This window comes from Paenibacillus lutimineralis (genome assembly GCF_003991425.1).
GTDB classification, from domain to species: Bacteria; Bacillota; Bacilli; order Paenibacillales; family Paenibacillaceae; genus Fontibacillus; species Fontibacillus lutimineralis.
The window spans coordinates 3,247,987-3,272,529 of the sequence record NZ_CP034346.1; the positions used below are offsets into that span (position 1 = coordinate 3,247,987).

Here is a 24,543-nt window from a genome sequence, read left to right on the forward strand (position 1 = left end):
CCATGTCCGAATCTTACGATCCAATTGTTGAAGAGACTCGAGCATTACATAAGAAATTCGAGGAGTTAATCGAACCCCATCGCCCATCTCTCTGGAGATATTGCCGTTATTTAACGGGTTCTCCCTGGGATGGAGAGGACCTATTTCAAGAAACGTTATTAAAAGCTTTCGCAACAATGGCCCAGATCTGGCACCCGCTCTCATTAAAATCTTACTTATTCCGAATTGCTACAAATACGAGAATTGATGGTCTTCGGAAGAAAAAGGTTTCAATGGATACATATTCAGAACTAGACTCCAATGATTTTCACGAAGAAACGGTTAATCCATTGGAAATGATCGAGGCACTGGAAGTATTGGTCCAGTATCTGCCGCAGAGGCAAATCGCTGTTTTCCTGCTGATGGAAGTATACGGCTTTACCGCTTCCGACGTAGCCGGGATGGTACGAATGACGGAAGGTTCGGTCTATGCAACTCTTAGCCGTGCGAGGGCTAATATTCGCAAGCATTGCAACATATTACCGGATCAAATTCATCCAGAAAAAATAGAATCAAACGCTTTGCTGCTCGATACCTTACTTCAGGCAATGAGGAGCGGCGATGTGGACAGTATTCTTGGGATGTTTGAAGAAAGTATTCATAATGATGCAAAACCCGGATTTCAGGAATATTCAAAGAAAGAAATGCTTAATGGTTCTTTCAAACACAGAGGGCTGGTTTTGCATGTTTCGTTGGAGCTTTTGTGGGGCCGAAAAGTATTCGTGGTATTGGCTGAAACCGGGCTAGGGCTTGTTCTTCACGATATACGTGAATTTGATTTCGAAGACAATCGGATTGTGTATCATCGAGGTTATTATTTTTGTAAAGAATTGTTGCTCGAAGCAGGGAAAATACTTGGAGTACCGGTGCAGCTGCAGAAAGCTCCAAACCTGGATTGGCGCGAGAAAAAATAGTCTTTTAAGCTCAAAACAAGGAGGAAGGCGACAATGATTAGACCTGTAGAAAGTAAGAATCCCATTCGGAGTCAGATCAGTTCCGTAATTCTTTGGTCCAGAAATCTTGAAAAGTCGGCAGAGCGATACAGCAGGCTATTTAACCTCCCAAGTGAGCAGCAGGAGCGTTTCGGTCACATGCATATCCTTCATTTGCCGAACGGAACGGACGTTATGATCGATTCCAACGGAATGGACAATGTTCCAATTCCAGATAAAGCTCCACCGCTTTGCTTTGTGCCTGCTGATGATATAGATGAAGCAGCTGTTTTAATAGAAAGTTTGGGATTCCAAATCATTTATGGTGGCATCATCCGGAATGAGTTTGTATCTTTTTTCAACATGCGTGATGATGATTTCAATGTGATTACGGTATGCCAAAACCATAAATGATAAGGGATTAAGGCGGAAGTTGCCAAAAGTCATCCAATATGACGTTTGAGGCACCCTTTTTTTGTATTATCTTGCCGTTACAGACCAGACAGTGTGAATAACCGTATCACAGTGAAATGTTAAGTCATTGCGCTAACGGGACACGTTAGGTCAGCAAAGACAAGAAGGCAGCCGACCAGAAAACGATCGGCTGCCTTTATTCAGCTAACGGGCTACCTTAAACGGGAAGGATGTAAAACTTATTCAAACTCCTGCACTTGCTGGTGATGGTTATTCATGACTACCACTGTCTAAGGGACCAAGTTCCTGTCTTAGAAGGGACTATGTTCTTGTCCTATGACAGTATTGTCGGAGAACAAGAACATATACGCTTAAGGGGTCGCGGAAATCGCGGCTTTTTTGTTTTAACGATATAAGTTCTTGTCCCGAGCTGAGGACAAGAACTTATATCGTTAGCCGAAATGGACAAGAACATGTATTTATAGCCGATTCGAATGATAAACGATCTCGTGACGATAGATATTGCGTGACGACATTCAGGCAGATTCCCCTTAAGAAGTAATACATTAAGCTAACGAAATTACCATCGGGAAGTTACCGATAGTAATGGCCACGGCATATTCAAGAATCTGGATACTTAAGCGATTAATTGAGTATTTAAGCCTGTTATGCTACAAGCAGTTACAAATTAGTTGATGTATTGATATATCGTGAATTGGGAGATACACAATTCATTTATATATCGGTAAACTGATCAAACATTTTTAATACGTCGATTTTTATTTAGATTCATTGGAGTTAACTCGTTTCCATTACCACTATCGTTTATTTCTATCATTTCAAGTAACTCAGCTAATTGGCTCAGTGTTTTAGGCTTGCTTAAAAACACCTTATCAAACGATTTTATAAAGCCAAATACAGCTAAGCATAGAATACAAGCAATGATGCAGAGAAACAATGCAGCGCTAAGCTTAGTATCAATGGCAAGTATGGGGTCACTGAGTATTGCCGAAGCATAACCAGACCATACAGCCAATAACAACACTGAAATTATAGTGACGGGTACTATTCTTGACTTGGAAATGTTACTACTCTGTTTATCTAAATATTGTGAAGTATCACTGATTTTTAAAGTTATGTACTCTGCACTATCCAACTTGGCTCGCAGCATTTTGTAACGGTAGCTTGCCGCTTGGATTAACCTTGCCAAACAAGAGATCAGCGATTGCTCCGCCGGTTGCTTGACCGCCCAAAAAAGCTTCGAGAATCGCTTTGGAATGACCTACCCAAGGCATCTCGACTGGAGATCCGTTCATCAGGATCACGACGACATTGCTCTGCACTTCGGCGATAGCAGTAATAATCTGCTCTTGGTTCGCAGGCATCCGCATATGCTTACGGTCATAGCCTTCGGATTCGTAATGATCCGGAAGTCCGGCGAAAATAACAGCCACATCTGCTTCACTGGCGGCCCTTTTTGCTTCTTCGATCAGCGAATGATCCAGATCGTCATTGTCGATATGGAAGCCTTGTGTATAGACGACGGAGCCCGTGTCACCTGCCAGCTTCTTGATTTCTTCGAACGGTACATCGAGTTTAGTCGCATTAACAAACGAGCTGCCGGCGCCTTGATACCTTGGCTTCTGGGCGAATGGGCCAATGATGGCCAATTTCTGTCCTTGAGACAGAGGGAGCAGTTGATCTTCGTTTCTCAGCAGAACCATCGTTTCACCAGCAACCGTGCGAGCCAGACGATGATGCTCGTCCTTATCGTAAGTGGCATCTGCTTTCTTGTTGTCGACGCTCATGATGATGATACGCAGAAGCCGTTCAACAGCACGATCTAGCGCTTCCTCGGATAGTTGTCCATTTCGAACAGCCTCGATGATTTTACGATCACCCAGGCCAGAGCTTGAAGGCATTTCCAGGTCTTGACCAGCTTCCAAGATGACAGCTTAGCCAAAGATGAGAATAATCCTGATATATTTCAATAAATGGACAGAAGGTGTTCTACAACAAAAAAACTAAAACCTATATCAGCCAAGATATGGGTAGTGGTATGGGGCTGCAAAATGGTGGTGTTTGGAAAATGCGGGAAAGATCATAGAAACACAAGGCCCAGAGTGAAGAGACCGGTGAACTAGATTATAAGCCGGTGGAAGAAACCTATCATCGGGTAACGGAAGAAGCCTATCATATTCAGGTGGAGGATACCGTCATCGTCACGACGGCAGAGCATCCATTTAGGGTGATAGGGAAAGGCTGGATCAAATCCAGGGGTTTGAAAGAAGAAGATCGATTTGTCAACGATGAAGGAAAAATGTATGTCATTGAAAAGATCGAGATCAAGCAAGAAACGATTCGAGTGTACAACTTCAGCGTTGGGGACTACCATACGTATTTCGTAACGGGACTCAAGCTATGGACCAATAACTACGGTGGAAGTGCGGGCCGAGGCGCTGGCGGCGGAGCCGGAGGCGACGAAGGGTTTGTGGCAGGTTACTCTAGATAAGAAAAATGATTTCTGGACAAGAGCAGATAACAACTGTTCAGTCTTTAAACTCAAAGAACTATACAACGAGCACAAGCACTATGTTACTGATCTCATTTTAAAAAACAAAGTCTATAAAGTATCTTGGTTAATTCACTAATTAGATAATTATCTAATAAACTTTGATGATTGAGAAGGGACTCACTATCAAACAGTTCATTGACTCATTAAACAATACACAAATTCATCAAAATTGTGATAAAAGTATGCAAAATCCTAAGAATATAAAGGTGTCTTGTCTCGAATTTACAAATTATGCACTAGATATTAAGAATATAGTTTTTTATTTTTTTCGATGATAAATTCAATAACCTCTGCTACACCATTATCATTATTGCTTGAAGTAACCATACTTACTTCTTTTTTTACAAGTTCCTGCGCATTTAACATCGCAACTCCTAGACCTGCACTTTTTAATAGACTAATATCATTGATACTATCACCAATTGCAACGACTTCTTTCATGCATATATTATGGAGATCGCATAGTTCCTGTATCGCTGCTGCTTTTGAGACACCTTGGGAATTCAACTCTATATTGTTCAAATGCGAGTTAGTGATTTCAAAATAATTTAATGCTCTAATCTTTTTAGTTAATACTACAAGTTCATTCATCTGCTCATTCGATTCAGTTTGAAATAAGAACTTTAACCATCCGAAATGCTCAAGTTTTCCTTCAAAACTAAACTTATGGAAAGTTCCCTCAACTGCAAACCCCCAGTACGGAATACTATGTGATTTAGCGAGTGAATAAACTTCTTTAACCATATCTAAGTCTATTAAACTTCTTTTATAGAGAGTACTACTGTTAGTCCATATCTCGGCTCCATTCAAAGTAACTATAGGTAAATCAAGAGCAAGATACTCCAAATAAGGAGCTACTTTTTCAATCTCTCTACCAGTGGCGAGAACAATCTTTAAGCCTGCCCTAAGGGCAGCATTAATAGCAGTATAATTTTCTATAGAGATTTCTTTGTTGGTATTTAATAGAGTTCCATCTAAATCAATAGCAATTAATTTATACATAAATTCATCTCCTTATTAATTTATAGAATGATAATCAATAAATTCAAATTATTGTGGTTAAATTACTATATATGGTATCACCGGAATTTGATCCTAGGAAGTGGTATTTTCTGATTATTTTTACATTGTGTTTACAATATACAGTAACTCTCTTAATACTTATATCATAATAAATTCTTGTCCTTACATATTTTACATGGTAATATATAGAATATTATCAATATATATCATAAAAAGATCAATATTGATAGTAAATGTCGTCATTAAAAGTTATAAAAAGTAAAAAAGGGGGATGTTATGAAAAAGTATTTAATTGTTAACGCAGATGATTTTGGTTTAACAAAATCAGTATCAGAAGGTATTTTGTATGCTCATCAACAGGGATTGGTGACTTCAACAACAGCAATGATGAATCGAGAAGATATTGATATCGCACTCAAAGAGGCAAAAAAGTTCAAAAAACTAGATATTGGTGTACATTTAGTTTTTAATAAAGGATTCTCATTATCGAAAAAGCAAATGATTAGCTCTTTGGTTGATGAAAATGGACAGTTTTATAAGAATTTATATGAGCTAAAAGAGACAGTAAATTTAGAACACCTAGAAACAGAGTTTTCGGAACAAATAAATAAATATATTAAAATAACAGGAGAAATTCCAAGTCATATCGATTGTCATCATTGGAATGTTTTATACCCACCGTTTTTTAATGTTTATATTCATGTAGCACAAAAATTCAAATTACCACTCAGATCTCCTCTCATTGATAAAAACTCAATGACATTATCACAATTACAAAATCTTCTTGGAACGGTATCAGCAACGGATCTCGAGCGTAATAGATCCACTTTAAGAGTGGTTATAGATAAGTCAGGTCTCTATTATCCAGATCAATTTATTTCTAGTTTTTTTGGACAAAATGTAACCACTAAATCTTTCCAAAATTGTTTACTTAATTTGGAATATGGAATAACCGAGATTATGGTTCATCCTGGATATAATAGTGAGGAACTTGAAAAAGAGAGTTCTTATACAGATATGAGAGAGAAAGAAATTGAAATTTTAACTAGTGAGGAAACAATTAAACTAATCCAGAGTGAAAACATTCAATTAGTGAATTTCAATGAGATTGAAAATATCAAAGAAAGCGAAAAAAGTTTTGTATAAATAAAAAAGAGTCTTTTCTCTTTAAATTATGTCAATACACAAACATTCAAAGAGAGAAACTTTCCTTTGCATCAATTTAATTTAAAGTAGGTGATCTTTATAAATTACTATAACAATATAGTAATTATGTTATCTGATTCTAATGGATCTATTTCAGACAACATAATTAAGTTAACTTATGGAACAACTAGTCTTTTAGATGTATTGATTAAGAGATTATTAAAAATTTCCAACTTTGTAACCTTACTAGGAACCGAACATTCAATAAAGAATCAAGAATTGGAGCTTAATGAAAGAACTCAAGTAATCCATAACTTATCTGAACTGATTTCAAATTCACATACACCGGAATCAGAAAAACTGTTAATTCTTGATATTAATCAATTACTTCTAAAAGAGTACTACTTAAAAGAAATATCATCTTTGATTGAATCGAATTACTCAGTATATATCCCATCACAAACTAACACTCATTTTACTTTAGGTATAACGCTTAAAGATTTAATAGACCTCCAACGTGAACCTCGAACAACACAAGATATATTGGAACAAATAGAAATTATTCATCAATTTGAAATTCCCCCTACCGATCTAACTTTCAGCCACATAACAGACGAGAATTTACCGGAAATAATACTATTACAACAGAAAAGGTATGTAGAAGAATTGAGGCAGCAAGGTATTATTTTTCAGAATCCAGAATCTGTAGAGATTGATTCCTCTGCAATACTTATGCCCGGATGTATCATTGGTTCTTTCTGCGTCATTAAAGGAAGTTCTTTTATTGAGGAAGGAGCAGAAATAGGTTCTTTTACTACTATAGATAATTCTTATGTTGGAAAAAACACTCGGGTTATATCATCCTTAATCGTAAACAGTAAGCTCGAGAACAATACAACCGTAGGCCCTTTTTCATATATCCGTGGAAAATCAACAATAAAGGAAGAAGCTCAAGTAGGTTCATTTTCTGAGATTAACGATACCGTATTGGGTGTCGGTAGTAAGTCTAAACATTTTTCTTATATTGGGCATACTGAGGTAGGCGAATCGGTGAATATTGGAGCAGGAACCATAACATGTACTTATGATGGTAAAAACAAACACAATCTAAAAATTGGGGATAATGCATTCGTAGGTTCAGGAACTTTACTAGTAGCTCCTGTATCGTTAGGCGATTATGCCAAGACTGGTGCTGGAACTGTAGTAACAAAAAACATTCCAGATGAAGTACTTGTATACGGAAATCCAGGCAGAATAATTAAAAAAATTGATAAAGAAATGAATAAAGATGGAGGATAATGTCATGAAAGTTGTAGACTCAGCACATGGTGGAAAAGGATGGGTTGAAAGAGGAATGTACCACCAGTCCGATATAGGATTGATTTGGTCAAATTGTGGCGTTTTCTCTGAGACAGATGAACTAAAGCATGTATTACTCCATAGACCTGGCCAAGAAATAGAAAATATAAGAGATCATAATGAAGTATTGTGGACCGAAATTCTAGATTCAAAAAGAGCGCGGGAGCAACATGACAATATGGCAGAAATCTATAAACAAAATAATGTCATTGTTGATTACATTGATGCCGAAGACTTGTCGAATAACTATCCTAACTTATATTTTTGTAGGGATCTTTTTACAATGACGCCGCAAGGAGCCATTATTTCTAGACTCGCTTCAAAAGTAAGGGCAGGTGAAGAATTACTTGCAGCAAAAAAAATGATGCAACTTGATATTCCAATAATCGCTACTGCTCATGGCGATATGTACTTGGAAGGACCAGATGTTGTTATCGTAAATCAAGATTTGGTTTTTATTGGAATTGGAATAAGAACTAATATTCAAGCAGCATATTTCGTTGAAAAACTCTTGAAAATTCAAGGTTTTAGTGAAATTATATTTATTCAAACGACGTATGGATGCGGGCATTTAGATGGAGTTTTTAATTTAATTAATGCTAAACATGCTGCTATAGTTCCTAAAAGAGCATCTTATGAGATATATTCCAATCTCAAACGACACGGATTTTCAATACTTGACTTAAATAACAAACAAGAAGTAGACGAGGGAATGTCCATAAATTTTGTACCTTTGAACAGTGAAACAATTTTAATAAATAGCTTACCAAGGGAAGCGATTAAGAGTTATGAGTCTCTAGGAATTGAATGTATTCAAGTTGATGTTTCTGAATTGATGAAAGGCGGAGGATCAGTGCATTGCATGACAGGAGTATTGAGGAGGAAAAAGCATTGAATCTAACGATTTTGATTCCTATTAAAACCTCTTCGCTTCAGAACTGTGAAGAATTTTCTGAATATATCGATAACCTGGCATACCAACTGAAAGATGAAAACTGTGAATTTGTAATCGCAAATGAAAGTCCATATCGAATATTTGAGTTCATGAATAGTGTATTTGAAAAGAATAATAATATTATACATTTTGCTCCGGAAGATAGTAAACGTACTGGAGATAATGACAAGCTTAACGGAATATACTGCGGGTTAGAGAAAGCAAGTTACGACAATGTTTTACTGATTGATGATCATTTTAGAGTCACAAAGGATACTTTAAGAAAATGTTTACGTTACTTTGAGAAATATGATTGCTTCAAAATGATGCCCTTATTTAATAAATTTCCGTTCTCGGTACTGATCGATCTTAACGGAATGTTTGTTGTAAATATGCTCGATTATAGAAAACAGTATTGTGGTCATCTTGCGTTTAAAAAAAGCCAGTACAAGAAAGTAGGATTTCCAAATAGAAATGGCTTATTTGATGAACTCACTATGGAAGAGCATCTAAGAGATCATGGATATTCTGTAGGTTTTATTAGAGATGTAGCTCTGGAAGCTATTCAAGATATTAAATTCTCGAAATTTTTGGAACAAAGAGTTCGATATGCCTATGAAAATATAGCATTTCCTATCCGCTTTACTTTTTTTGCAATGATTCTACCTATCCTTTTAATCTTATTTATTCTAAGTCCTGCTATCTTTTCTGCAACATTTATATATATAAACTTAGCTATATTACTTGTCTCGTTTATAGGGCAAATACTGTATGCACGAAATTTCGTTCCACCCTATACTTTCTTATTAAGCCCTATCTGGTTCTGGTTTTATCCTTTTACAACGTGGATTGCAGTATATAAATATTTTACTGGTGGAGTAATGTTTGGTGGGAATAAAATAAAACGAGCAAAATAGGGAGGTTTAATGAAGACTGAAGATCTAAGTTTTAGCACTGTGCGTTTTATTGATGTGAATGGTCAGCGAATTGTTTTAAAGACATCCAATGCTGAAGAGATGGATGTGACAAAAGATCAAATTCATTTTTTAGTTTCATTAGAAAACGAAAAATTGAAATCAAAGTTCCCTAAAGTGATTGATTACAAGGTATCCAATTCTGAAGTCTGGTATACGATGGAATATATTGAGATGATTTCACTTGATGCCGCGCTTGTAAAAAATAAGATTGATGTGAATATCATTGCCAGCACATTAGAAAATGTATTGAAGTTTGTAAGAGATCATCTATATACCAATTATAGAAGTGATTGCGATATACAGTATTTAAAGAAAGTTCATCAGAATCGAGTAATAAAACGCGTTAAACAATTTAAAAATCTTTGTTCTGACATTAAACCTTTAGTTGAGGCGGATCAATTAATAATAAATGATAAAAAATGTCTTGCACCGTATACTATATTGGAGATTCTAGAAAAAAGAAATTTTTTCAATTTACTAAATCCAAAAAAACTAGTAATGACTCACGGAGATTTAGAAGCCAATCATATTTTTTTTAAACCAAATGATCCTAGCAATTTCAAACTTATTGATCCACGTATGCCTACAGAAGGTGGAGATCCTGCCTATGACCTCGCAAAATTAAGACAATCTATCTTTAATCGTTCCCATGATATGTTTGTTGGAAATTATAGTTATCATGAAGATTATTCAAATAAAACACCTCAATTTGGGTACTCTAGTTTTTCAGAACGAAAGAATGGGGAATTCGAAAGATTAAAATCGATTTACAATTACCATCTACAAGATATGGAAGAGCAATTTAATAACATAACTTTAAGAGTGAAGCTTGCTGAAGCGGCACACTTCCTTAGTGCCCCTCCATATTTTGTTTCTTTTAAGCATCCAAAAAACTTAGCAAAGTTACTTTATCTAAAAGGAGTATTATTAATTAATGAATTATATCAAGAGGTGATTGAATGAGTTTAGTAATTAAAGATCAGAGAATTGCACAGATAATAAGTAATATGTCCCTTGAGCAAAAAATAGGGCAACTAATTATCGGACAGGCTGAAGGGCAAGAAATGACACCTTCATTCGAGGACTTCATACGTAAATATCAATTGGGTGGATATCGAATTAAGGGATCTAACATAAAATCCAAAGAACAAGTACGATCTTTTACTGAACAAATTCAAAGTGTATACAAATCAATTGGTCATGAAATTGCTTTATTAGGATCTGATCAAGAAGGAGGAAGTTTAAGTGTATTTGGGGATACAGTTACTGAGTTTCCAGGTAACATGGCACTAGGTGCTACTCATTCTGTCGATTTAGCTTTTGAACAAGGCCAAGCTACAGGGAATGAGCTATCCAAGTTAGGTATTAATTTTGTATTTGCTCCTGTGGCAGACATTAATATTAATGAACTTAATCCTATTATTGGAGTTCGATCATTTGGAGATAAACCTTGGAAGGTAACTGATTTATGTGAATCATTTATTAAAGGTTTAAACAGTGGAGGTATTGCAAGTTGTCTTAAGCATTATCCTGGCCATGGAAACACTGTATCTGATTCTCATGTGGAAATACCATATAATGAATCAGACCTACTGAACCTAAAATCAGGTGAACTAATCCCCTTTGAAATATTATCAAAACAGCAGGTTGATTCAATAATGGTTTCGCATATTATTTTCCCAAAAATAGATATGGAACCCGCAAGTGTTTCCAAAACCTTTATTAATGATATTCTACGAACAGAAATGTCATATGAAGGAGTTATTATGACTGATGACATAGAGATGACTCCAATGTTGAAAACTTATGGCATTGAAAAAACCGCTAGAATGTTTATTGAAGCTGGAGGGGATCTCTTATTAATAAATAAGTCGAAGACAAATCAAATATTAGCTATTGAAAGTTTATTGACTGCAGTAGAAGAAGGCTACATTTCAGAAACAAAAATAAATGAAGCTGTAGAACGTATATTAAACTTGAAAATGAAAACAAAACAGTATCGTATTAACAGAAGAATAAATGATAAAAAATCCAGAGAAATTTCTTATGATATCTCTAAAAAGGCTATTACATTAGTCCAAGACCCTTTGAATTTATTACCGATAGGGAGAGATAGAAGAATATTACTTATACAACCTGAACAATACAATATCTCAGAAGCTGATACATCTGGTGGTAAAGCAATCAAGCTTTTTGAACATTTACAACATTTTAATTCTAACATAACATTAAAAACTGTGGATTTTAATCAAGGAAATATTAATGAACTTGAAATTAATAAAAATGACTATGACTTAATTATTCAAGCTACAATAAATTCAACAATAAACTCAGCTCAACACGAATTCAGTAAATGGCTTTCTTCTTTAAATATCCCTTTAATATCAATTGCTTTGAGGAATCCATACGATATTAAAACATATTCTGAGCAAAATACAATAATATGTACTTATTATACTAATGATCTTACGATGGAGGCTCTAGCTAAATTATTGATAGGGGAAATGGAATTCCGCGGTGAATTGCCAGTAGATATTTCCTATAGGAAGTGTTGATATGCAGCCAATTATCACAACTTCAGTAAACAAGGCGAGAAGTTATTTGAGTTTAATATTTTCCGTAAAACAATTCGTAATCTTATTGTTTATAAACTTTATGATAGGACTATCTGTTTCGTTCTATGTACCCTTTAACTCTCTTTTTAGCTTAGAAGAGGTAGGGATGTCTAATTTATCTTTTGGGTACTATATGGTCATAGGATCTTTATCTAGTGTACTCATTAGTTCTATTATTGGCAGTAGATCAGATAGTTCTACAAGCAGAAAAAAATTGTTAATGCTTGCTTTTTTATTCTCGACAATAGGTTTTATTATTTTTGCATTTTCAAGAAATTATTATGTTTTACTTCTGAATTCTGCAGTAATAATGGGTGTAGCCTCATGTGGAACACCTCAAATCTATGCATACGCTAAAGAAGTCCTTGAAAATAATTCCGTTGATCAAAACAAGATACCTTTTCTAATTAATATTTTTAGAATGAGCTACGCTCTTTCCTGGACTTGTGGGCCTGCATTAGCAGCGCTACTATTAGTTAAGTTTGATTTTAAAGGCGTTTTTCTCATAGTTGCATTATTATATTTCCTAACTCTCATAATTATCATGTTATTTTTAAAACAAAGCAAATTGGTAGTATCTAAGAAGGCGAGAACGAAAGTATTACCCTTAATATTCGGTAATAAGAAAATACTGTTAACTTTTATTGCGTTTATGTTCATAACTGCAGCAGGTTATATTAACACAATGAACATGTCACAGTATGTGATTAAATCCTTAAACGGTTCTGAAAGTCAGGTAGGAATAATTTTCAGTGTCCCACCACTATTCGAAATACCATTCATGGTGTACTTTGGTCTCTTAGCAATAAAAAATAATGTTGTAAAATTAATCAAAATTGGTATGATTATTGCTGTTATCTATTATATGTTACTGATCTTTGTAACTGATGTATGGAATATTTATCCGATCCAAATATTGAGTGCAGCTTATATTTCAATAATAATGGGAGTTTCTATTTCATACTTTCAGGGTTTAATACCGGATGAACCTGGTACAACATCAACATTATATACAAACGCTACTAGATTAGGGTCTCTAGTAGGATATTTGCTTTTTGGTCTTATAACTCAGTTTTTAGATTATAGGAATGCGTATATTTGTTGTGTCATACTAGCTGCTTTGTCACTTGTATTAATTTATTCTAGCAACTTTAAAAAGGAGAGTGTGAGGTTATGAACTCATTGTTCAGTAAATTTATGCTAGATGTTACGATGACAGGTGATATTAAAACGGACTTGTATAACTTTCTTTTAGTAAACGGTCATCAAAAAACGGCAGAGCATTGTTTAAAAGTCGGGGATAAAGCAGAGCAGTTAGCCAATATTTTCGACGTTGATTCATATAAAGCAAAAGTTGCAGGCTATCTTCATGATGTCAGTGCTATTTTTCCCAACTCTGAACGAGTTATTGTAGCTAAGCATTTGGGATTGGAAATATTAAAAGAAGAAGAGACTTTCCCAATGATTATCCACCAAAAAATATCTGGGGTAATAGCTCAGGAGATATTTAATGTACATGATGAAGAGATAATCAGTGCTATAGCATGCCATACAACGCTAAAATCCAATGCATCGAAGATTGATAAGGTTTTATTTGTAGCAGATAAAATCGAGTGGGATCAAAACGGATCTCCACCATATATAAGCAAAATCAAAGAAGCTTTAAAAGAATCATTAGAGTTGGCTTCGTATAGTTATATTAAATACTTGTTTGACAACAAAGATAATCTTAAAGTCGTACATCCCTTTTTAGAGTCAGCTTATAAAGAACTCAAAATAGAATTAAACTTATAATCAATGAATAGCTAATTATTGTCCGACGCAAGAACATGGATACTTGACCGATTAGATTAATTCTTGAATGGAGGGCCCCGCTTCACTGCTGTTCTACAACGAGGTGGTGCAGAAACAAGAAAAGTTTGCGACTTCGGAAATTCGGTATCACCATCGAATAAATACTCTTTAAAGCGTGTCATTTGTGAATGGGTTGCATATAACTGATCTAAATGATCCCCTAAGAAGGTGCTAATCATTAATGATTAGCACTATTTTATTGAATTAACATATGGCCATAGTAAGAGGAGGGATAAATTTTCGTTTAGTTTGTGCTCAATAAAACTTTTAATTACGACTAGCAACTCTTCAGATATGTCTGATAATTTTACTAAATTACGATATTCTTAGGAAAGGGGGCTAACGATATAAGTTCTTGTCCCGAGCTGAGGACAAGAACTTATATCGTTAGCCGAAATGGACAAGAACTTGTATTCATAAGATTAGATAATTGGATCTTGGATCCCAATAGGGACCCTGTACGGAATTACATGATTTCTTTAGGATGTGAGGCACAGTGCAAACTCGAAACAACGCAACAGGAGAGAGAAGTGATCTCCAATTTATTACCTCGAGCATTCTGATCTTCTCCAGAATAAGTCTGATCTTGTACGAAAGGTCCTGCAGGAGGCCAGCTCATCTACATACGGCTTTGCATTCCTTTGAGAATGAAACGGCAGGAGAGGTCGGCTCATTAGAATCTGCTAATTGTAAAGTAATACTGACATTGATTTTGATTATTTTATTAACTGCTTTCAAAGAAAGTAGATATCATGTCGGAGGACAAGAACATATACGCTTAAGGAGTCGCGGAAATCGCGGCTTTTTTGTTTTAACGATACAAGTTCTTGTCCCAAGCTGAGGACAAGAACTTGTATCGTTAGCCGAAATGGACAAGAACATAGTCCTATTACCGATTAGATAAGAATTAAACTACATTTCACTGCATTAGTTCATTAAGCTAACGGGCAGGATAGATGAATTTTGTGAATATACTTCAGGTATGCGAACGATAAAAAAATAAGTTTAACTTTTAAGATTAAAGACGTGCTACAGTCTTCAGAGTTCACTGAATTCGTTAAAGGAAGTACGATCGCAGAAAAAAGAGGTCGAACCAGTAAGTTCTGGTGACCTCAAATCCGATCGGTTAGGTTATGAATTCATGAGAGATATAACCGGGCTAAAGAACAGGGAATCTTGCTAGGCCTGACAGACATCCAATGCAAGTGACGATCTATTCTTTAGTGCTAAGTGACAACAAGTGTTTTAGATTGTCATCAATAAATTGATTATCGGCACTGTTGATTCCACGACCGGCAAAATGGCCCCAGATCGATTGGATTGGTTTCAAGACAGCATTAGGTATACGCTTAGCTTCGTATTCATTATCGTCCGCTGTGCAGAAGAGATCCGTGCTTCCCGGCATGATACAGGCAAGAGCTTTTATACTCTGAAGTGCTTTATCAAAGTCTCCGTTATAGGAGGGGTTTGCACTGATATTTGCATGTTGGCCTGTCCATAACATTGCCAGAACATTATGAGGATCCATATTCATAAAGCTATCTTCCCAGACACCAGCTACAAAATCCTCCAATGTGTCAAATCCCATCTCACGGTAAAGCTCTTCTCTATAAAACGCATGTGATAGTCCCCATCCTGCATACACCCGACCAACGGCACGCATGTCTGTAGAACTTAGTTGGTTTAATTTACTTGAGTCGAAGCCGACTGCAGATAGCAGTGAAGCTTTTACACCTTCCAGCACTACATATGTGTGAGGCCAAGTTTTGGCGATGCCTCCGAAAGGTGCGATTCGTTCGACCATCTCCGGGTAACTTGCCCCCCATTGAAATGCCTGAATGCCGCCCATCGACCACCCGACGACGAGAGCAATCTTTTGAATACCGAATTTTTCGGTCAGCAGTTGGTGCTGGAATCGAACGTTATCATAGATGGTTACCTGTGGAAAGTTAGCCCGATCAAATGGAGGAGGCGTGTTACTGGGAGAGGAAGATAGCCCATTGCCCAGCAAATTGGGAACGATAATAAAATATTTCTCTGGATCGAGTGCCATCCCGCTGCCAATGAGCCATTCATTCTGAACATGCTGATCCCCAAAAGCCGTTGGATAGACAATAACATTATCCTTCTGTTCATTTAATTTTCCGTATGTTTTATAAGCAAGAAAAGCAATTGGTAACGTCACTCCTGATTGTAAGAGTACATCACCCAAATTAAAAATTTCATAGTCCATCGTATAGTCGCTCCCTTCAAAATGAAAAACCACATGTTCACTGTGATCTCTTGTGCTCAGTATAGAGCTGTGATACTCTCAATAAAAGTGAATAGAATTCAAGATAGCATTCAATAAAATTGAAAGATGAAGGGGGAGCATCGGATGGAATTGCGTCAACTGAATACGTTTTGTACGGTTGCAACAACATTGAATTTCACGCGGGCAGCAGAAGTGCTGAGCTACGTTCCTTCCAACGTCACGATGCAAATTAAGCATTGGAAGATGAGCTAGGTGTTCGCCTCTTTGATCGGTTGGGCAAGCAACTCGCGCTCACAACTGCGGGTAAACGCTTTTTAACACACGCCCAAGGCGTTCTTGAAAAAATGGACGAAGCTCGTAGTGCTGTCCATGATAATGAAAAACTAAGTGGTACCTTAACGATAAGTGCGAATGAGGTTATTTGCTCCTACCGGCTTCCACCTGTCTTCCAACGGTTTCGTTCGCAGCATCCGGGAGTTCGTCTAATCTTCCGCTCAGTTCCGAATCAAGAGCTCAAGCAAACGCTCTTTGAGGGAACCACGGATATTGTTTATATGTTGGATGAACCCATTCGCTCGAGTGGACTTTCCGTGGAACCTTTGCTGGAAGAACATTTCCGATTGTTAGCTGCTCCAGATCACCCACTCGCCAAACGAACTGTGCTTCAGTTGGAAGATTTTCACGGAGAAGTATTCCTGACGAATGAAAAGGGTTGTCCTTATCGAACTATGTTTGATCGATCATTTGAGAAAGAGGGCATTGATAGCATTACATATTTAGAGTTTCAAAGTGCTGAAGCCATTAAACAATGTGCAATTTCAGGAATCGGTATTGCCTTTCTTCCTGAGATCGTCGCGGAATCCGAAGTTGAACGCGGAGAACTTGTTGTCCTCCCATGGCAAATTCCGGACTTGCAGGTATATACACAGATGTTGTGGCATAAAGACAAGTGGCTTTCACCAATCATGTTATCTTTCATAGAAGCAACCAGCGCAGTTTTTGGTTCACAGTATGAGAAACTAGTTTTTCCGACCAAGGGCAAGAACTTAACTCCATAGCTGAAAAGGTTAAGAACATGGACCAATGTCGATTAGAATGTTAATCTGTTTCGTTAAGCTAACGGGTAACGATAGTTCAATAACATCGTGGAGGCTGCCGAGGCGTTGAACTAACGGACAGATATGGAAAATTTGGACTAAAAATAACGTGATTGTTATGCTAAGATAAAGCAAGTGTGTTTTGAGAAGGGAATACAATAAATGAAAACGAAAAAAGTTGGAATATTACTGTATGATTTTGTAGATGCTTTAGATTTTACTGGTCCAGCTGAAGTGTTATCACTAACTGCAAACAATAAAGTTGAACAAGCCATGATCCTTTACAGAAAGCATTTGTTACCTACACAACCTTTTGATGTATGTACTATTACAGAAACAGGAAAACAAATAAAAACACATACAGGAATAAAAGTAGAACCTGATTTTAGCATTATGAATTGTCCTAAATTAGATATTCTAATAATTCCAGGTGGTCCTTTAAGGGCGGTACAATCTGTTATTAAAAATAAAAAGATACAAGATTGGATTATTAAACATAAAAGTATTGAATTTATATGCTCCGTTTGTACTGGAGCACTTATATTAGGTGAGACTGGGTTGTTAGATGGAAAGCAGGCAACGACACATCATTTAGCATTGAAAATATTAAAAGAAAAGTATCCTAATATTCAAGTAGTATCAGACAGCAAAGTTATACATGATAGTAACCTCATAACTTCAGGTGGGGTTTCTTCAGGAATTAACTTGGCACTATATCTTGTTGAGAAAATCATGGGGAAATCAACAGCGGAACGAACAGCTACAACTATTGAATTTATACTATGAACCTAACAGCTCATGTTCAACTAACGGGACACGTTAGGTCAGCAAAGACAAGAAGGCAGCCGACCAGAAAACGATCGGTTGCCTTTATTCAGCTAACGGGCTACCTTAAACGGGAAGGATGTAAAACTTATTCAAACTCCTGCACTTGCTGGTGATGGTTATCCATGACTACCACTGTCTAAGGGACCATTACTTTGGACGAATCAAGACAGCATACCGTCATCTGTCATGACCTATCTAATGTCTGTACAACCTAAATATGAAAAATCACCGACAGAAGGTCCATATAATCACGCTTGGCTGACCGGGTCAGTTCAATCTATTTCTCTTAAGGTTCAAGGTGAAATTGACTCGATGCTTGAGATCATCTCTAAAACCGGTATGAATCATGGCGGAATGCATTGAATGAATCATTAGAGTACCTTAAGATCTACACAGTTTACGTCAGATCTAAATGCCAATAATAAACCGGAGTAATGAAGTAACTTATTAAACAAAATAGCATGATAAAAAACAGCCTTTAACATATTGCAGGCTGTTTTTTAATATTCATAGAAACCGAAACCTTTCCACAAGAATTCTACATAAAATCTATCTACAATGAAATCGAAAAGGACGTTGTTCCTAAATGAAGGAGGAAAGACTTATGGATTGGACATGGTTATTGTTACTTGCTTGTCCACTAATGATGGTATTTATGATGTTTGGGATGGGTGGGATGTATAAACATGGTTCCCAAAATGAAGATAAGTATCATCAGCACGAGGATCATGTCATTCATCGTGAACTGAGTGAATTAAGAGCTCAAAATGAACAAATGAGACAGGAAATTCAGAATCTTAAACAATCTCATTAAATTATGAAAACAGGAGGGTTCGACACTATGAACTGCTGTGGAAATCATAATCACGACAATAACCCCGGTTCGGGGGATCACACTGCTTCGACCAAAAAACATAATTGGATAATGATATTAGGCTGTGTACTACCAATCGTTATATTTGCAGCTGTTGTACTTTATAATGCATTTATAACTGGATCAGCTGGATCAGGTTCTACGAATAGTTTGCTATTCTTATTATTATTGTTATGCCCGCTTTCACATTTCATTATGATGCCGTTAATGAACAAAAAAAAACAAAAAAATCATCATCATTAATTTTAATGTAATCAAATATTTTTGAGGTGAAAAAGATGGAAAAAAGTATAGCTCTGGGCATAACATTGATTGTCCTCCTTTGTGATCTTACTTGGCATACGCTTTAATTTGGAGGGGATATTAAATTGAGAGTGGTATTATTTGAAATTGGTGACTTTTCAATAAGATCCTATGGTCTTATTGTAGGGTTAGCTATTTTACTTGCGATTGGAGTAGCATATTATCTTGCTAAAGGGACTATTTACCAGAAACATATAATTGATTTAGTTTTTTATATCATAATCGGGGGCATTATTGGGGCTAGAATATGGCATGTATTCTTTTTCCAGTGGGCCTATTATTCAAAAAATCTATCAGAAATTTTCTCTATTTGGAATGGTGGGATCGCCATACAAGGGGGATTGATCGGTGGCTTTGCGGGAGCATTTATCTATACACGAATCAAGAAGATATCCTTTTGGGAACTAGCTGATATCCTAGCCCCAGCTATTATTTTGGGCCAAGCAGTCGGACGAATTGCCTGTTTCTTGAACGGAGATGCTTTTGGAGCACCTACCAATTCTGGATTTGGAATTGTCTATCCTGCAGGGACGATAGCTTATGAACGTTATGGCTCAGAGCCACTTTGGCCGGCAGAAGTTTGGGAAGGACAACTGGATCTCATTGGATTTGGAATTCTTATGGGTATGAAAAACTTAAAACTTCCAAAAGGTGTCTTATTTTTATCGTATAATCTGATATATGCAGTTATTCGTTTTTCAATGGAATTTATGCGCGGGGATTCACCGCGTTATGCTTTACAATGGACGGCTGGGCAGTGGACAAGTGCCTCGATTTTCGCGATTGCTTTTGTATTGATGGTATATTTTGTTGTACGAAAAAATGATGATACGGAACTCTTGATAAGATCGTGATCCAAAAGGAGAGAAATCAACGTTAACTTAAGTAAACACGCTGTCTTTGTCTATCTAGCAGTAAAAGACACTGGGATAGGAATTCCGGAAGATTAGTGCCTTATATATTTGATCGATTTTACAGAGTGGAAACCTAAGCGTGATCAGCAAAGTCGGTATAGGAACTCGATTTAAAATAAAGAATATAACAGAGTAGGGGAGGAGCAAGATGAAGAAGTGTGAATGGTTTCTTGCGATATTCATTATGATAATGGGAATCATGTGCTTAATCGTCTCTTCATCCTCTTTCCAAGGTATCTCTTATTCAACTAGGTCGATTATTAATGACATTTTGCTCTTGGATAGCTATAGTGCTGGCTATGATCGGGCTTATTTACTTTCTTATATAGCGTAAGCGTTAAAGTCTTCAAAATATAAATCTAAAGATTTTCGGGAACAAGTTCAAGCTAAACTCGAAACATAGAATATAGTACGAATTGATATAAGAAGTGGATGGGAGGTAATCCAATGAAAGATGATTTAACGAGCAAGATTCGAAATAGATACAACAGAGTAGCCCCCATATTTCATAAAATGGATAGTAAAATGATGAGAAGTTGGAGGCGCGAGCTTCTGTCTACTTTAAAAGGCAACGTCTTAGAGGTGGGCATCGGAACAGGAGCCAATTTACCTTACTATCCAACTTCAGTAACGTTGACTGGCATAGACTTCAGTCCTAACATGTTGCAATATGCCCGGGAACGTGCGAGCGAGTTGAGGTTGAAGGTAGATTTAAAGGAAATGGACGCGCAGAACATGGATTTCCAGGATAATACCTTTGACTATGTGGTAGCTACCTGTGTTTACTGCTCTGTACCTGATCCTGTTCAGGGAATGAAAGAAATGCTTAGGGTATGTAAACCGGACGGCAGAGTCATTTTATTGGAGCATATGCGAAGTGAAAATCCTGTGATTGGTAAGGTTATGGATATCCTAAATCCCATCACTGTAAGGGTATCTGGAGCGAATATTAACCGAAGAACACTAGATAATATAGGAAACGCGGGATTCACTTTTGAAAAAAATGAGTGCTTATTTTCAACTATATTTCGCAGACTGGTTCTTAACCCTAATAAAGAGCCTAATAATAACGAAGGTCAGAAAAAATAGAACCAGGTTCTATTTTTTCTGACCTTATGAATTTTTACGGATCCAGAGAGTGCTATTTAACTTACTACTGCATCTATTTCATTATCTGATGGAGCAGGCTCTCCATTAACTTCAACAATCATTCGCATAGGTATACAAATAATTACTTCACTCGGATTCTTAATTAATCCAAAGGTGAAGCATATTTTTTCTGGACAGTCTGATTCTACGACTTCAATTCCTTTATCATGGATCTTTAGTATGTCATATCCTCTCTCGGTTCTTATTTCGACGTATTGTGTTTCTTTGGTTAATTCAACTGTTTTATGTACCTTACCGTCTACGTTGATTGTGGCGATGGGGTTCCCCCTTATCCTGTCTTGATTACGATCCTGTAATGATCTGACGCCTAATAAACTCATGGCTAACAAAAAGATTGAAACGATTAGGACAATATCACCCTTTTTAAATTTATCTGACATAATGCCATCCCCATATTCATCACTACGTTATAATCAGATTTTAGAATAATACATAATTGTGTGTTTTCCTTGTGAAAATGAGGTTGTTTCTTGATTCTAGGCGAGGGAACAAAAGTCATTTCTCTAATTTCCTTCATAACTTCTTCATAAGTTGCAAATTCGTTCTTCATAACTCTGTTTTATAGTGTAGCTATAAGGAGGAGATAAAAATGAAGAAATTCTGGATTGGATTTGGGGTACTACTACTGGTTATGGGAATTGGATCAGCTGGTGCTTATGCTGCTTCGGCAAACAATGGTAACAACAGTGGCTTCTTCGAAAATATGCTGCCCTTTGCTAAACAAATACATCCCGACCTGTCAAATGAACAAATTGAACAAATGTACAACAATTGTAATAAGTCAAATGGGGTAGGAATGTCAGGAATCAAGAGAAATTCTCAATTCAGAACAGGCATGATGAACTTCTAATCCGGTCATGATAAGAAAAGACTTTCATAAGATGAGACCTTCAATGAAGAAGGTCTGTCTTTGTAAACAAAAAGAGATAGGTGAGGAAGTTTGTGAAGATACTATTGGTGGATGATGAAGAAAATATCCTGCACGTCATCAAGGCTTACTTGGAGAAAAACAATTATATAGTGTATGAGGCCGATACGGGAAAGGGCGCTCTTCATCTTTTTGAGACATTACATCCTGATCTTATAGTATTGGATTTAATGCTTCCGGATATAACCGGAGAGGAAGTGTGCAGAATAGTACGGAAGACTTCGAACATTCCGATTCTCATGCTGACGGCGAAAAGTAGTGAAGACGATATGATAAATGGACTTATGATTGGAGCAGACGATTATATTACCAAACCTTTCAGCCCAAGAGAGCTCCTCGCTCGCGTAATTAGCTTATTGAGAAGATCTAATCATTCTGAACAGGAGAATAATACGTCATTTATGTCCTTTGCCCAAGGCGGTTTAACCGTGGATTTGGAACGATATGAAGTGAAATTTCAAGATGAGCCCGTTCCTCTTACACCGATGGAGTTCAAACTGCTGGAAATTTTGGCAAAGCATCCGAAGAGAGTGTTCTCGCGGCTTGAACTGGTTAACCTTAGCCAAGGCGATACTTTTGAAGGCTTTGAGCGTACCATTGATGTTCATATCAAGAATATTAGACAAAAAATTGACGATGATCCTAAGCACCCTGAATTTATAGGTACTGTTTTTGGGGTAGGCTATAAATTTTTGGTGAATCCTGATGAAAAATAGAGGTGGATTAAGTAGAAAACTCCTTGTATCCCATACCGGTGTGGCGCTTAGTGCGCTACTGTCTATTGTCTTGCTTGTTAATCTGGTCATGGGCCTTTCGTTCAATCAGTACCAGAAAAATCAACAGGAGGCGGAAATACAAAGTATTCTTGACGATCTAGAAGCCTCTTATAATGAATCTTCTGGTACATGGAATACCGATGTTTGGATGGTTCTTTCTCACCAGGCGATGGCTGGTGATTATGTCGTTCGTGTTTATGACAACGACCACCGCTTGATTTGGGATACCAGCTTAATGGGAATGCAGGGAGAAGCGAAATCCAAGCCCTTTTTAACCTCTATTAAAAAAACAATAGTAAAAGGCAATCAGCAGGTGGGAATATTGGAATTCCAGTCGTTCAACGAAACGTCCCAGAGTCTGAATAAGCAGTTCCTCCACATGTTTAACACGCTATTATGGGCTGCTCTAGGTATCGTTATAATCGGAACGTATCTATTTAGCAGATATATGGCTAAAAGTATAAGCCAACCCCTTTTAGAGATAAAGGATATTGCTTTAAGAATGAAAGAGGGAGACCTTACCTCCCGTGTAGAAGGGAATAATCAAAATACGGAGATTTATGAGGTGGGCCAGGCTCTTAATCACTTAGCTGATGGGTTGGAGAAACAAGATCAGTTAAGGAAAACGTTGACCGCTGATGTAGCTCATGAACTGCGCACGCCTTTAACGACTATCCAAAGCCATTTGGAAGCATTCCAAGATGGCATCTGGGAACCATCACCCGATAAGCTTCAAGTGTGTCATGACCAAGTAATGCGCCTGATTCAACTTATAAGTGATTTGGAAAATCTGGCTGCTGTAGAGAATCCCATGGCTCAGCTTAAGACGGAAATGGTATCTCTTAACGAAATTGTACGTGAGTCGATGAATACTATATCAAGCCAGTATTGGCATAAAGGTCTTTCAGCTGATCTGGTAAACAAGAGTGATGTATGGATTACCGGGGATCGCTCACGGCTGGGGCAGGTATTCTTGAATCTAATAAAAAATGCATATAAATATACGAATTCAGGAAATATTCATATTGAGGTGTTCAGAGATAAAGGTGAAGGTGTCGTCATTATATCTGATACAGGAATGGGAATCACAGAAGAGGAATTGCCTTATATTTTTGAACGTTTTTACCGCGGGGAAAAATCAAGAAACAGGAAGACAGGTGGAGCCGGAATAGGACTTGCTGTTGTAAAAGCAATTGTGGATGCTCATTCCGGATCCATAAATGTGATAAGCAAAATCAATAAGGGGACAACCGTTTGTGTTCGGCTTCCTATAATTCGATGAAAGGATGAGACAAAGTGATGATGGGTTATGGTTTTGGGTTCGGAATGTTTGGCATGATCATCAATTTTCTTTTAATTGTAGGCGTAATTTATTTGGTTATAAGATGGGTAAGGGGAGAAGGAACCAACCGTCACATTGAAAGCACACCAGAGAGAATCTTGGATGAGCGATTTGCAAGAGGGGAAATCTCTGAAGATGAGTATTTTCGAATGAGAAGTATTTTGCGTGACTAATCACGATATAAAATGG

General features: G+C 36.9%; 25 protein-coding genes and 2 pseudogenes. 22 read left to right on the forward strand and 5 right to left on the reverse strand.

From position 1 onward, the window contains the following. Nucleotides 1-2: 2 nt before the first annotated feature. A complete protein-coding gene (locus EI981_RS14145) occupies nt 3-953 on the forward strand; it encodes an RNA polymerase sigma factor (protein WP_162616174.1) in 951 nt (316 codons plus the stop codon). Between the two features lie 33 nt (nt 954-986). Then, on the forward strand, nt 987-1,385 hold the full coding sequence (locus tag EI981_RS14150) for a VOC family protein (RefSeq protein ID WP_126999145.1): 399 nt from the start codon (nt 987-989) through the stop codon (nt 1,383-1,385). Between the two features lie 754 nt (nt 1,386-2,139). Here EI981_RS14150 and EI981_RS14155 read toward each other — a convergent pair. Both EI981_RS14155 and EI981_RS14160 read right to left on the reverse strand, forming a co-directional pair. After that, nucleotides 2,140-2,541: a hypothetical protein gene (locus EI981_RS14155; protein ID WP_126999147.1), complete on the reverse strand. Its 402-nt coding sequence runs from the start codon at nt 2,539-2,541 to the stop codon at nt 2,140-2,142. Further along, entirely contained in the window at nt 2,534-3,331 is a 798-nt protein-coding gene (locus EI981_RS14160) for a glycoside hydrolase family 3 protein (RefSeq protein ID WP_335926186.1), read from the reverse strand. Before EI981_RS14160 ends, EI981_RS14155 begins: the two co-directional genes overlap by 8 nt. A gap of 182 nt (nt 3,332-3,513) precedes the next feature. Here EI981_RS14160 and EI981_RS14170 point away from each other — a divergent pair. Further along, a pseudogene (locus EI981_RS14170) lies at nt 3,514-3,897 on the forward strand (polymorphic toxin-type HINT domain-containing protein); the annotation flags it as partial. Between the two features lie 306 nt (nt 3,898-4,203). Here EI981_RS14170 and EI981_RS14175 read toward each other — a convergent pair. Beyond that, nucleotides 4,204-4,962: a Cof-type HAD-IIB family hydrolase gene (locus EI981_RS14175; RefSeq protein ID WP_126999151.1), complete on the reverse strand. Its 759-nt coding sequence runs from the start codon at nt 4,960-4,962 to the stop codon at nt 4,204-4,206. Nucleotides 4,963-5,259: 297 nt separating this feature from the next. On the opposite strand from EI981_RS14175, the gene EI981_RS14180 reads away from it, so the two are divergent. The 8 genes from EI981_RS14180 (at nt 5,260) to yqeK (ending at nt 13,808) form a co-directional block, all read left to right on the forward strand. After that, nucleotides 5,260-6,129 (forward strand): carbohydrate deacetylase, encoded by an 870-nt coding sequence (locus tag EI981_RS14180; RefSeq protein WP_126999153.1) that lies wholly within the window; start codon nt 5,260-5,262, stop codon nt 6,127-6,129. Between the two features lie 90 nt (nt 6,130-6,219). Beyond that, nucleotides 6,220-7,428 (forward strand): LbetaH domain-containing protein, encoded by a 1,209-nt coding sequence (locus tag EI981_RS14185; protein ID WP_162616176.1) that lies wholly within the window; start codon nt 6,220-6,222, stop codon nt 7,426-7,428. Nucleotides 7,429-7,432: 4 nt separating this feature from the next. Continuing rightward, nucleotides 7,433-8,383, forward strand: coding sequence for a dimethylarginine dimethylaminohydrolase family protein (locus EI981_RS14190; protein WP_162616177.1), 951 nt, complete (start codon nt 7,433-7,435; stop codon nt 8,381-8,383). Then, nucleotides 8,380-9,339, forward strand: coding sequence for a glycosyltransferase family 2 protein (locus tag EI981_RS14195; RefSeq protein ID WP_126999159.1), 960 nt, complete (start codon nt 8,380-8,382; stop codon nt 9,337-9,339). The genes EI981_RS14190 and EI981_RS14195 overlap by 4 nt, the downstream gene beginning before the upstream one ends. A gap of 9 nt (nt 9,340-9,348) precedes the next feature. Then, a complete protein-coding gene (locus EI981_RS14200; RefSeq protein WP_126999161.1) occupies nt 9,349-10,362 on the forward strand; it encodes a phosphotransferase in 1,014 nt (337 codons plus the stop codon). Then, nucleotides 10,359-11,954: a glycoside hydrolase family 3 protein gene (locus tag EI981_RS14205; protein ID WP_126999163.1), complete on the forward strand. Its 1,596-nt coding sequence runs from the start codon at nt 10,359-10,361 to the stop codon at nt 11,952-11,954. Before EI981_RS14200 ends, EI981_RS14205 begins: the two co-directional genes overlap by 4 nt. 1 nt (nt 11,955) lies before the next feature. Further along, entirely contained in the window at nt 11,956-13,191 is a 1,236-nt protein-coding gene (locus EI981_RS14210) for a sugar efflux transporter (protein WP_126999166.1), read from the forward strand. Nucleotides 13,192-13,196: 5 nt separating this feature from the next. After that, entirely contained in the window at nt 13,197-13,808 is a 612-nt protein-coding gene (gene yqeK / locus EI981_RS14215; protein ID WP_418789068.1) for a bis(5'-nucleosyl)-tetraphosphatase (symmetrical) YqeK, read from the forward strand. 1,273 nt (nt 13,809-15,081) lie between these two features. Here yqeK and EI981_RS14220 read toward each other — a convergent pair. Then, entirely contained in the window at nt 15,082-16,101 is a 1,020-nt protein-coding gene (locus tag EI981_RS14220) for an alpha/beta fold hydrolase (RefSeq protein WP_126999170.1), read from the reverse strand. Between the two features lie 144 nt (nt 16,102-16,245). On the opposite strand from EI981_RS14220, the pseudogene EI981_RS14225 reads away from it, so the two are divergent. The 7 genes and pseudogenes from EI981_RS14225 (at nt 16,246) to EI981_RS14255 (ending at nt 21,227) form a co-directional block, all read left to right on the forward strand. Further along, a pseudogene (locus EI981_RS14225) lies at nt 16,246-17,180 on the forward strand (LysR family transcriptional regulator). 201 nt (nt 17,181-17,381) lie between these two features. Beyond that, complete coding sequence (locus EI981_RS14230; RefSeq protein WP_126999172.1) at nt 17,382-18,005, forward strand: DJ-1/PfpI family protein; 624 nt, start codon at nt 17,382-17,384, stop codon at nt 18,003-18,005. A gap of 228 nt (nt 18,006-18,233) precedes the next feature. Next, a complete protein-coding gene (locus EI981_RS14235; RefSeq protein ID WP_227011423.1) occupies nt 18,234-18,410 on the forward strand; it encodes a hypothetical protein in 177 nt (58 codons plus the stop codon). A gap of 241 nt (nt 18,411-18,651) precedes the next feature. Then, entirely contained in the window at nt 18,652-18,861 is a 210-nt protein-coding gene (locus EI981_RS14240; RefSeq protein WP_126999174.1) for a DUF2933 domain-containing protein, read from the forward strand. 111 nt (nt 18,862-18,972) lie between these two features. Beyond that, nucleotides 18,973-19,164 (forward strand): DUF2933 domain-containing protein, encoded by a 192-nt coding sequence (locus EI981_RS30255; RefSeq protein WP_227011904.1) that lies wholly within the window; start codon nt 18,973-18,975, stop codon nt 19,162-19,164. A 131-nt stretch (nt 19,165-19,295) separates the two neighbouring features. Continuing rightward, the gene (lgt, locus tag EI981_RS14250; protein ID WP_227011905.1) at nt 19,296-20,078 is read left to right on the forward strand and encodes a prolipoprotein diacylglyceryl transferase; all 783 of its coding nucleotides are present in this window, start codon (nt 19,296-19,298) and stop codon (nt 20,076-20,078) included. A 507-nt stretch (nt 20,079-20,585) separates the two neighbouring features. Next, a complete protein-coding gene (locus tag EI981_RS14255; RefSeq protein ID WP_126999181.1) occupies nt 20,586-21,227 on the forward strand; it encodes a class I SAM-dependent methyltransferase in 642 nt (213 codons plus the stop codon). Nucleotides 21,228-21,283: 56 nt separating this feature from the next. On the opposite strand, the gene EI981_RS14260 is transcribed toward EI981_RS14255, so the two are convergent. Further along, nucleotides 21,284-21,688 (reverse strand): NusG domain II-containing protein, encoded by a 405-nt coding sequence (locus EI981_RS14260; RefSeq protein WP_126999183.1) that lies wholly within the window; start codon nt 21,686-21,688, stop codon nt 21,284-21,286. Nucleotides 21,689-21,897: 209 nt separating this feature from the next. Here EI981_RS14260 and EI981_RS14265 point away from each other — a divergent pair, with 209 nt between their 5' ends. The 4 genes from EI981_RS14265 (at nt 21,898) to EI981_RS14280 (ending at nt 24,527) form a co-directional block, all read left to right on the forward strand. Next, nucleotides 21,898-22,158 (forward strand): FAD/FMN-containing dehydrogenase, encoded by a 261-nt coding sequence (locus tag EI981_RS14265; protein WP_126999185.1) that lies wholly within the window; start codon nt 21,898-21,900, stop codon nt 22,156-22,158. Between the two features lie 107 nt (nt 22,159-22,265). Continuing rightward, nucleotides 22,266-22,952 (forward strand): response regulator transcription factor, encoded by a 687-nt coding sequence (locus EI981_RS14270; RefSeq protein ID WP_237172622.1) that lies wholly within the window; start codon nt 22,266-22,268, stop codon nt 22,950-22,952. Beyond that, complete coding sequence (locus EI981_RS14275; protein WP_126999189.1) at nt 22,942-24,294, forward strand: sensor histidine kinase; 1,353 nt, start codon at nt 22,942-22,944, stop codon at nt 24,292-24,294. Before EI981_RS14270 ends, EI981_RS14275 begins: the two co-directional genes overlap by 11 nt. A gap of 17 nt (nt 24,295-24,311) precedes the next feature. Then, entirely contained in the window at nt 24,312-24,527 is a 216-nt protein-coding gene (locus tag EI981_RS14280) for an SHOCT domain-containing protein (RefSeq protein ID WP_126999192.1), read from the forward strand. Nucleotides 24,528-24,543: the final 16 nt, after the last annotated feature.